General features: G+C 38.5%; 2 protein-coding genes. Both read right to left on the bottom strand.

Annotated elements, in window-relative coordinates; translation table 11 throughout:
* Positions 1-565: 565 nt before the first annotated feature.
* Complete coding sequence (locus E7A03_RS06225; RefSeq protein WP_004692888.1) at positions 566-1,315, bottom strand: hypothetical protein; 750 nt, start codon at positions 1,313-1,315, stop codon at positions 566-568.
* Between the two features lie 90 nt (positions 1,316-1,405).
* A complete protein-coding gene (locus E7A03_RS06220; protein ID WP_316073866.1) occupies positions 1,406-11,698 on the bottom strand; it encodes an ESPR-type extended signal peptide-containing protein in 10,293 nt (3,430 codons plus the stop codon).
* Positions 11,699-12,213 lie beyond the last annotated feature (515 nt).

The following is a 12,213-nucleotide window of genomic DNA, read 5'->3' as shown; positions in this document are numbered from 1 at the left end:
CCAGGATCAAACTCTCCAAGATATCTTGAAGCTATTTGAATAGCTCATTATTTGTTGTCGTTACATTGAAGTAACTTTGAATTATGGTTGGTTTTGACTGTGTCAAAACCCGCACTCTGGCATATGCTCAATCATTTCGATTGATTACCTATCATTGTTCAGTTTTCAAAGATCTGTGCCCCTTCATATGGGGTACTTGAATATAATAACATTTCCATATACTCATGTCAACAAAATTTGGACAAATTTTACTACAAATTTCAGAAAATTTTTACCATTATTTTTGCACAATTTCACGGCCTAATTTTACAGATTCGAAACTTGAGTTATATCACTCTTTTAGACATATCATATAAGGAGAATTTAAAGCAAAAAGAAGCCGCAACAAGAATACATATTGCATTCTGTTGCGGCTTCTTGCCTATATAACAGTGTGTTTATAGAATCCCTTATTTGCGTTTCAACACTGTATATTAAAAACTTTTATATATAAGGTATTGCATCTGCATACCCTATACAACAAAAGTTATACATATAAAGATTTAGTTATATATGTATTAGATAATTAGTTATCTGTTTGAATCGCTTCACGAAGATTGATTTCGTGCATATCGCCAACAGAAGGTTCTTCTGCAGACATATTTTTCACAGTTTGTTTTGTAGCAAACCAAACTGCTTCGTTCATGTAATAACGCAATTCTTCATTAGATACATGTTCTTGATCTTGAGCCATGATATCAAGCATAGCATCTTCCAATGCTTGTGCTTCTTCATCAGTCAAAGGACCGCCAACGGCCTTTTGTTTTTGAAGCAATTCATTCATGCGATCAACCATGCTGCGCAATACATTGTAACCATAGCTATTTGTGTAACCTTGGTCCTTATCATATTTAGGGAATGTGTAATAGCTATACTCGTTTTTATTACGGTTTTCACCATTCCAGTTCAATGCAGTTTCTTGGCCATGTACATAACCTAAAGAATGTTTACGGAAATAATCAGCATAATTATGCTTATCTTTAGAATGTAACCATTTAGCTTCTTCTTTAGTTAACGCTTGATGATTATTCTTTTTGCTTTCAGCTAAAGCAATATGTTTTTCCGCATTTTCCCATGCTTTCACAAATTCATGGATACTTTGCACCGCCTGAGGGCTAGCCACAGGAACCAATACAACAGAACCGGTTGTAGGCGCTTTAGCCGGATTTGGTAAAAGCAATGGATCATCATATGTAGCAGATGCCGCATTAACATGGAATACGCCACTGCCGAATAATACTGCCGCTGTGAAAGCAAGCAAAGTGGATTTTTTCATTATATATTCCTCTTTTCTATCAACGAATTAAATCGGGTGGGAGGACCCCCAAAAGGGAATCCTCAACCCGTAATGTTCAGTATGAACGTATTATAAACCTAGTCTTGCCATCATTGCAGCAATATTAGCTTTCATTTGTTCATTTTCAGCTTTCAAATCAGCTACTTCACCTTTTAATCCTTGATTTTCAGCTTTCATTGCAGCAAGTTCACGTTGCATTGCATATGTAGAACTGATAGGTCCTTTACGATAACGATCTGCAGTTTCTGCTTCGCCGTCTCTGTTACCTACTTTCCAAGTTACACCAGCATTTGCCATCATATGGCTATTGCTGCCTGCCCAAGCAACACCAGCATGTAACATCATGGATTCATTCTTATAATGAGCCACACCTAATGCCAATGCGGAGTCACCACGGTAGTTACCGTAACCTGCCATGATTTGAGTAGGTTCGTAAGGGTCATAAGCCATAGGTTTCAATGCGGACAACGCGGAGGACATTGCACCAACTTGACGAACTTCGTTTACAACATTATTCATGCTGTTTGCAACACGATTAAGTTGGGAACCATTAACAGCATCAGTAGAAGTGGAGCTAATTTCGCCTGGCGCTACGTTAGTAATCTTATTACCACCGTTGTTCAAGCCAGAGCTTGTTAAGGATACGCTGCCACCACCATTATTTTTGATTGTAATACCGTTACCGTTTGTCACAGTTGTATGACCGGAGTTATCCATAGTTGTAATGGAATTGATACCAGTAATATCTTTTGCCAAACGAACATTCAAGCTACCGTTGTTGTCAGAGATAACACCGATATTATTTGCAGTGGAAAGTTTGCTTTCATCAGTAACGCCACCTTTAACAGTCACTTTTTGACCTAGGTCACGATGGAATGAACCTTTATCACCTGCAAAGTCCAAGCCAGCTTTCTTAAGGCCGTCGATACCTTTCTTCAAGTCGCCGATGTTAGCACCATTTGTTAAGCTGCTGCTATTATCAGCAATATTGTTAATATCTTCGCCTTCAGCATAGCCACTTGCCATGTTAACTACTTTATTACCGCCATTGTTCAAGCCGTCCTTAGTCAATGTTACTGCACCAGTACCATCTTTAGGGGAACCTTGACCTGCTGGAGGAGTAGTAATTGCAACACCGTTGCTGCTAACAGTAGTAGTTACTTTAGTACCACCCATGCCGGATGTAACTACCATGCCATCTGCAGTTGTTCTTGTGCTCTTAGTCCGTTTATCAGTAGTTACAACACCATCAGCAGTCAATTCAGTGGCCTTAGTTGGATTATCTACAAGTACACCTTTAGCTGTTGTTTGAGTTGTATTATTTTGATTATCGGATACTTTCACATTACCTGCAGTAAGAGCAGTCGTATTACCTAATGTATCAGTGCTTGTAACACCTACACCATTTGTTACAGTAGAGTGTTGTTGATCGTCAGTAGTTGTAGTTACACTGCGAAGGTTCAAGTCTTTTTTGATATCTACAGTGTATGTTTTGGACTTATCCGCATTTGTTGTAGCTGTTACAGTTGTATTGCCGCTATCGCCAGCTTTCACTGTTGTAGTTGCTGCCGCCATGCTGCTCTTCAACTGTTGAACGTTAACTGCATCTGTATCATTTACACCAGCTGCCACGTTAGTAATCTTTTGATTATTTGCGTTTAAGCCTTCGTTGGAGATATATGTTTTACCGCCAACAGACACGCCTTTATTATCAAGAACAACTTGTTTGTTTGGATCGGAACCAACAGTTACGGAATCAAGACCTTTAAGGTTCTTAGCAAGTTTAACGTTCAAGTTACCGTTTTCATTAACTACACCAATGTTACCATTTGAAAGTTTAGAAGCATCAGCTTCGCCGCCTTTGAGTCCCAATGTTTGACCGAGGTCTTTATGGATAGCTTCACCGGAGTCGCCTTTGAAGTTCAAGCCTTTCTTAGTCAAGTCTTGAGTGTTCTTATCAATTTTGTTGTCTACAACTTTCAATTGATCTTCTGTTGCAGCTTGACCATTAGTGATCTTATTAGGATCCCAAGTTCTGTTAGTCAAATCGTTAACAGTACCAGAACCACCGTTGATAGTTACCTTACCGGAGTTGATTGTACCGTTTGTACCATTGATATTTACAGCATTAGCACCTTCGCCAGCTCTAATGATACCTGTTGTACCATCGAAATGAACTGATGTACTACCGGAGCCCAATGTCACTGTATCTTTCAAGTTTACAGTGTATGTTTTAGCTTTTGTAAGATCGTTGATTTCTTCTTCAACATGGATGTTCTTGCTACCTTTTACCTTAGTATCGGACGCAGCTTTTACTTCGTTCAATTGTTTAAGGTTAACAGCATCACTATCTTCTGTACCAGCTTTAACATTTTTGATTTGCGTATTGTTAGCATTGAAGCCGTTGTTTGTAACAAATGTATTACCACCAATAGTCAAGCCATTGTTGTTGATAGTTGTTTGACCAGTTGTTACGCTGTTCAAGCCTGTTAAATCTTTTGCAAGTTTAACATTCAACTTACCGTTTTCAGATACAACACCGATATTCTTGTCAGACAATTTAGCTTTATCAGTAATGCCACCTACAACATCCAATGTTTGACCAAGATCTTTATGGATTACTTCGCCAGAATCAGCTTGGAAGTTCAAGCCTTTCTTAGTCAAGTTTTCAGTGTTCTTATCAATTTTGTTATCTACAACTTTCAATTGATCTTCTGTTGCAGCTTGACCGCTTGTGATGTTATTAGGGTTCCAAGTAATGTTAGTCAAGTTGTTTACAGTACCATTTGCACCGTTAACAAGAACTTTACCTGCATTAATGTTGCCTGTTACACCATTGATAGTTACTGCATTCGCACCGTTACCAGCTTTTACGATACCAGTTGTACCATCGATGTTAACTGCTGTGTTACCGGAACCTAATGTTACAGTATCTTTCAACGCAACTGTGTAAGTTTTAGCTTTTGTAGTTGGATCTACAGCTTCATCAACATTGATGTTTTTGCTACCTTTTACTTTTGTATTAGATGCAGCTTTTACATCGTTCAATTGTTTAACGTTAACAGCATCATTGTCTTCTACACCAGCAGTTACGTTTTTGATTTGCGTATTGTTAGCGTTGAAGCCATTAGCTGTAACGAATTGTTTGTTGTTGATTGTCAAGCCATCGTTATTGATAGTTGTTTGACCAGTTGTTACGCTGTTCAAGCCTGTTAAGTCTTTTGCAAGTTTAACATTCAACTTACCGTTTTCAGATACCACACCGATGTTATTGTCAGACAATTTAGCTTTATCAGAAGTGCCACCTACAACATCCAATGTTTCACCAAGGTTTTTATGAATTTTTGTTGCATCATCACCTTGGAAGTTCAAGCCTTTATTAGTGTTGTCTGTAACTTTTTGATCTACAGATTTCAATTGGTCTTCTGTTGCAGCTTGACCGCTTGTGATGTTTGCAGGATTCCAAGTTGTGTTAGTCAAGTTGTTTACAGTACCGTTTGCACCGTTAACAAGAACTTTACCTGCATTAATATTGCCTGTTACACCATCGATTGCAACTTTGCCAGCATTAATTGTGCTGTTTACACCGTTGATAGTTACTGCATTAGTGCCGTCGCCAGCTTTTACGATACCTTTTGTACCATCGATGTTGACTGCATTATTACCAGAACCTAATGTTACAGTGTCTTTCAATGCAACTGTGTAAGTTTTAGCTTTTGTAGTTTGATCTACAGTTTCATCAACATTAATGTTTTTGCTGCCTTCTACTTTTGTATTAGATGCAGCTTTTACATCGTTCAATTGTTTAACGTTAACAGCATCGTTGTCTTCTACACCAGCAGTTACGTTTTTGATTTGCGTATTGTTAGCGTTAAAGCCATTAGCTGTAACGAATTGTTTGTTGTTAATTTTCAAGCCATCGTTGTTGATAGTTGTTTGACCAGTAGTTACACTGTTCAAGCCCGTTAAATCTTTTGCAAGTTTAACATTCAACTTACCATTTTCGGATACTACACCGATGTTGTTGTCGGACAATTTAGTTTTATCAATAATGCCACCTACAACATCCAATGTTTGACCAAGATCTTTATGAATTGCTTCGCCAGAATCAGCTTGGAAGTTCAAGCCTTTCTTAGTCAAGTCAGTGCTGTTGTCAGTGATTTTCTTATCAACAATTTTCAATTGGTCTTCTGTTGCAGCTTGACCGCTTGTGAAGTTTTTGCCATCCCAAGTAATGTTTGTCAAGTTGTTTACAGTACCTGTAGTACCATTGACAGTCACTTTACCGGAGTTAATAGTGCCGTTTGTACCATTGATAGTTACAGCATTAGCACCGTCACCAGCTTTTATGATACCTGTAGTACCGTTGATGTTGATTGCATTATTGCCAGAACCCAAAGTTACATTGTCTTTCAACGCTACTTTGTAAGTTTTAGCTTGTGTATTAGGATCTACTGTGGAGTTAACATTGATGTTTTCGCTACCTTCTACTGTAGTGTTGGATGCATTTTTAACTTCATTCAATTGATTCAAGTTAACTGCATCATTACCGTCAGTACCAGCTTTTACGTTTTTGATTTGTGTATTGTTAGCATCAAAACCGTTAGCTGTAACGAATTTCTTACCACCAATTGTTAAACCTTCGTTATTAATTGTTGTAGCACCAGTTGTTACACTTGTTAAGCCAGTCAACTCTTTAGCAAGTTTAACATTCAATACGCCGTTGTTATTAACTACGCCGATGTTATTTTCTGAAAGTTTAGATGCATCAGCTTGACCGCCAGTAATATTCAATGTTTGACCAAGGTCTTTATGAATGCTTGTAGCATCATCACCTTGGAAGTTCAAGCCCTTCTTAGTCAAGTCAGTGCTGTTCTCAGTAATTTTCTTATCAACAGATTTCAATTGATCTTCTGTAGCAGCTTGACCGCTTGTAATGTTATTAGCATCCCAAGTGATATTTGTTAAGCTGTTTACAGTACCCTTAGCACCATTAACAAGAACTTTACCGGAATTGATATTGCCTGTTACACCGTTAATCGCTACGTTACCAGCATTAATTGTGCTGTTTGTACCGTTAATAGTCACTGCATTATTGCCTTCGCCGGCTTTCACAATACCTTTTGTACCGTCGATATTAACAGCTGTATTGCCGGAACCCAATGTTACTGTATCTTGTAAACCAACTGTATAAGTCTTAGCTTTAGTAAGTGGATCTTCAGAATCAGTTACATTGATGTTTTTGCCAGCTTTTACAACAGTTTTAGCTGCAGCTGCATTGTTAGATACTTCTTTCAACTGTTTAAGGTTAACTGCGTGATTATCCTCTGTACCAGCTTTCACGTTTGTGATTTGAGTATCGTTAGCATTGAAGCCGTTGCTTGTAACAAATGTGTTACCACCGATTGTCAAGCCATTGTTGTTAATAGTTGTAGCACCAGTTGTTACACTGTTCAAACCTGTCAAATCTTTAGCAAGTTTAACATTCAATACGCCGTTGTTATTAACTACGCCGATGTTATTTTCTGAAAGTTTAGATGCATCAGCTTGACCACCAGAGATTTTCAATGTTTGACCAAGGTCTTTATGAATTGCAGTGCCTGCATCGCCTTGGAAGTCCAAGCCTTTTTCTACGATTTCAGTTTTTGTAGTATCAATTTTATTGTCTACTACTTTCAATTGATCTTCTGTAGCAGCTTGACCATTAGTAATAGCTTTAGGGTTCCAAGTTCTGTTAGTTAATTCGTTAACAGTACCTGTAGTACCATTGATAGTTACTTTACCGGAGTTGATAGTACCATTTGTGCCATTGATAGTCACAGCATTATCGCCAGTGCCAGCTTTCACGATACCTGTTGTACCGTTAATATTTATAGCTGTGTTACCTGCACCTAATGTTACTTCATCTTTCAAGCCTACAGTATATGTTTTAGCTTTAGTTACATTGTCGATGCTTTCATCAACTTTAATGTTTTTACCTTCAGCTACCTTCGTGTTTGCTGCAGATGCGCTGTTGGATACTTCTTTCAATTGTGCCAAGTTTACTGCATCGCTATCGATTGTACCACGAGCAACGTTAGTAATCTTGTTACCACCATTATCCAAGCCAGTTTTAGTAAGGGATACAGATGCATTGTTTGTAGCACCGTTGCTGATAGTTACACCGTTGGAAGTAACTTTTGTATCGCCTACAGTTACGCTGTTCAAACCTTTAAGGTCTTTAGCCAAACGAACTTTCAAGTCGTTAGAGCCATCGGATACAACACCGATATTGTCTTCAGCAGTCAATTTGGATGCTTCTGTAATGCCACCTTTAACGTTTACTTGTTCGCCAAGTTTTTTATTGATTACATTACCGGAGTCAGCACCGAACTTCATGCCTTTATTGATCAATTCTTCTTTAGTCTTGAACAATTGGCTACCATTAATAGCATCTGTAGATGTAGCTGTTACAGCACCATCTTTTACATTTGTAATAGTAGTACCATTAGCACCTTCCAATGTTACCTTAGTTTTATCAACAACACCGTTATTGATGTCGTATTTAACAGCACGATCTGTCAATTTATCTACAGAAGTCTTGGATGCAATATTATTGATTGTAACTTGCTCTTTAACGCCTGCATGGTTTTTATCCTCTACAGTCAAGGATACTTCACCATTGTCGTTTACCTTGTAGGAACCGTCAGCGCTGGAGTTTCTTACAAGACGATAGTCAGTTGCACTGCTACCTTGTTGGGTAATTTGCTCGCTAACTTTTTTCAACTGATCTTCAGTCGCTGCACGACCGGATACGATAGATGTGGAATCCCAGCTCTTATTGCTCAAGTTAGTTACATAATTACCAGTTTCGCTTGCATGTTTCGTATTTTGAACAGTTTGAGCGCCCATTACAACGCCACTAGCAGTTACTCTACCTGCTGTACCATCAAGAACTACTTGATTGTTACCGCTACCTAATGTCACTTTGTTATTCAAACGAAGATCATATTTAGCACCTTCAGTGCTTGTAGCAGGAGTAGTTGTCAATTTGAGGTTATCATCGGAAACAGTAACTTTAGAATGTTTACCTGCTTCGATTTTCACATCATGTAATTGACTACCGTTTACAGCATCTGTAGAAGTAGAGGATACTTCACCAGCTTTCAAGTTAGTAATTGTTGTACCGCCTTGGCCTTCCAAAGTAACCTTGTTTTTATTAACAGTAGTACCGTTAAGATCATATTTAACAGCGCGTTCTGTCAATTTATCCAATTCAGTTTTGGATGCGATGTTGTTAATTGTTACTGTATTAGCAGGGTTGTTAGGATGAGCTTCATCTTTAACTTTTAAATCAACCTTGTTATTTTCTACAGAGTAAGAACCATCCGCAGAGTTTGTATTGTTGATCAAACGGTAATCTGTTTTAGCCGCATTAGTAGTCTTGATTTCATCAGACACTTTTTTCAACTGATCTTCAGTTGCTGCACGACCAGATGTGATGGTAGGGTTTTGAACATTCCATTCTTTATTGTCCAAACCAGTTACATAGTTTTTATTGTCGCTATGTTTACCTACACGCACAGAACCTGCAGTTACGCTATTCAAGCCAGTTAGGTCTTTTGCCAACTTAACATTAAGGTTACCGTCTTTAGCTACAACACCGATGTTGTTGTCTGTTAAAGCACCGGTATTTGCACCACCTGTAACGCCCAATGTATCACCAAGTTGTTTATTGATTTTAACATTGTCATCGCCTCTGAAGCTCAAGCCTTTAGCGATTTTGTTAGTGTTATTTGTGATATTAGTAGTGTTAATATCTTGTTGCTCTTTAGAAGCAAGGTTCGTCAACTTAACTTGTCTAGGGTTGGAACCGTCAGCATCAGCAACAGTCAATGTCATGCTACCATCAGCAGCTACTTTATATTCGCCATTGCTACCTGCTGCAGGGTTTGCAATCAAACGGTAGTCAGTTTTGGAAAGACCATTAGAGATTTTAGAGATATCAACATCGAATGTTTGATTGTCATTACGTGTCAATGTCAATCTCTTACCGTCATTGGATACTGTACCAGATGTAACATACGTGTTTTTCAAACCTGTTACTTCAGCAGTCAAACCATTTGTACCGGTCATGTTAATCTTGCCATTACCGTTTGCTTCATACGTTGCAGAACCACGTTGCAAGTATTTATCGTATTTTGCAGCAATACGAGAAATATCACCGATATTAGCCGCATTTGTTAATGTATCACCGCCAGATTGTACATTGGTAATTTGATAACCACCAGCATTGATACCGGTTTTGCTCATAGATACGCTACCAGTTGTAACGGAGTTGAAGTTTGCATTATCAACTGTTGCAACTGTAACATTGTCTCCGGCGCCTTCTAATTTAATATTTTTACCAGCGTTAAAGTTCACTGTACGGTTTGGAGCTTTTACATCTTTAACCTTTTGGCCATTAACTTGAAGTTCCCAACCGGAGTTTGCGGATTTAATAGCTTCATGAACAGTGTTTTTACCTGTATCACCAATATTAGTCATGGTGATAGTACCGTTTTGGTCAACCTGAGCATTACCGCCCAAGATATTCTTAGTGCTGTTAGCTACATTACCTACTGCATTAGCAACGCCATATAATTGGCTACCGTTAATAGCATCTGTAGATTGTGCGCTTACACGACCAGCAGCAACATTAGTAATTGTACGTTTTGTAGAAGTATTACCTACGCTAACTGTGGAATCAGCACTACCACCTGCATAGTTGTATTTCAAACCGTTAATTGTTTCACTAGCAGTACTTACAGGAGCAGCTGTTGCAGAATTAGCACCTAATGCAACGCCACGAACATTATTTACTGTTGCTTTGCTACCGAGAGCTAAGCCTTCGTTTTCTTGTACACTTGCTTCGCTACCGATTGCTACCGCATCAGTTACTTCTTTTTGAGCTTTAAGTTTAGTGATTAATTCAGGATTATCTTTGTAAACGCTACGATCACGTACACGTTCTAATGTACCAGCTTGAGCGCTTACGCCCAATGCGATGGAACGGGAACCAGTTGCTTGTGCATCATCACCGATAGCCACAACATTTTTCTTGTCCCCATCTTGAGTACTCAAAGCACTCGCTTCACGACCCATAGCAATAGAGCCGTAACCTTCAGAATGAGCATTGTTACCGATAGCTGTGGAACGTTCACCTAATGCCCATGCCGCATTACCTGCAGCCACAGAAGATCCGCCCAATGCATATGTATCATTACCAAGAGCAACGCCGGAACCACCATGAGCACGTGCAGAGTTACCTACAGCAACGGAATTATTTACTTTGTATTGAGGATCATTTTGAATGCCGGATTCAGCATTGTTACCGATTGAAACACCATCTACAGCATATGTTTTAGCATTGTTACCAATAGCTACTGCGTTATCACGATAATGAGCAGCACGATTACCAATTGCTACACCTTGTATTCCCTGAGAAAGGGCATTACTGCCGATAGCTATGCCATGAGTAAAGTTTTCACCTTTATAATTTCTACCTGCCGCTACATTAGCACCTGTACCCATAGCTATACTATCATCAGTATTTGATTTAGCACCTTGACCGATAGCAATAGCACGAGCTGCATTAGCTTGAGTATTAGTAGTTCCGTCATATGCTGTGTACGGTGTACCTTTTGCATCTGTTAATGGATCAGGATTTGCAGAACCGATAGCAATGGATTGATCACCTGTTGCTAATGCGGAGTGGCCCATAGCCAAGCTCGCTTTACCTTGTGCGGATGCTGCCGTACCAATAGCTGCCGCATATTGTTCACCTGCATAGGCTTGACGCATCATCGCCAAGGAGTTAAAGCCTTTTGCCTTCGCAGCAGAACCAACAGCAATAGCACCGATTTGTTCAGATTGAGCATAGTGGCCTAAACCGATACCCAACGCACGAGATTGGGAATAGTCACCGATAGAAATACCGGATACGGAGCCATCATTAGCACGAGCATTCGCATTGTTACCGATTTGGATACCAAACACCTTATTATTTGTATATAAATTTCCTAGTCCTGGATTCCCTGGTGTTTTGTAATCATACATCTGAATATAAGGAGAATTTTGGCTAGGATATAAATACGTAAACCCACCATCACTAGGGCCTTCACCAGGAGCCAAAGAAAGGCCTCTGTTAGGCGCTGCATCAACACCCGAAATCAACCCACTACCGCAGGTTAAAACCATAGCCGCCAAGCCAACTTTTACCGAAGCTTTAGCGGAATTACTAACAAAGCTTTTGGAGCCACGAGTATGGCTTTTTGCAATTTCAGATACAACGACATATGCGCCCCGTACCTGACTCCAAATTACCCTATAAATACGATTCATTTAGTAGTACCTACCTTTCACACAGTTTTATAAGGGATTCTAAAACCAACACTAAAACACTAAAAATAATAAAATTTTCATCAAAAATTTAATTACTATACATATAAAATATCAGATTAGTTTATGAATGTAAATATATTTTTTTCACATTTCGCTCATTTATTTTCAGAACTTTAAACTTCTTTTAAAAATTGATTTTCTTACTCATTTAAATATATTTTCAATCATAAAAACCCTTGCTACAATGGGCCAAACAACACTTATAATCTAAAACTAATGATTTTATAGTAAATTAATCATATTCATAATTTTCGATTAAAATTATATGTTCTGTATTATACACTATTATGAAAGGTTTGTGAAGTCAAATACAAAAAAAGAACAAAAGTCTTTTCACAGTAGACTTTCGTTCTTTCATCTTATATACCATATAGGGTTAAAATCATCTAATCTTCATGGGTATTTTCTGGTACATTAACAGATTTTACCACATGAATATAAAATGAAATTTATAT

This window comes from Veillonella parvula, assembly GCF_032472435.1.
In the GTDB taxonomy this organism is placed as follows: domain Bacteria; phylum Bacillota; class Negativicutes; order Veillonellales; family Veillonellaceae; genus Veillonella; species Veillonella parvula_N.
Note: the sequence above shows the minus strand (reverse complement) of the source record. Positions and strands in the feature narration are given on the sequence as shown.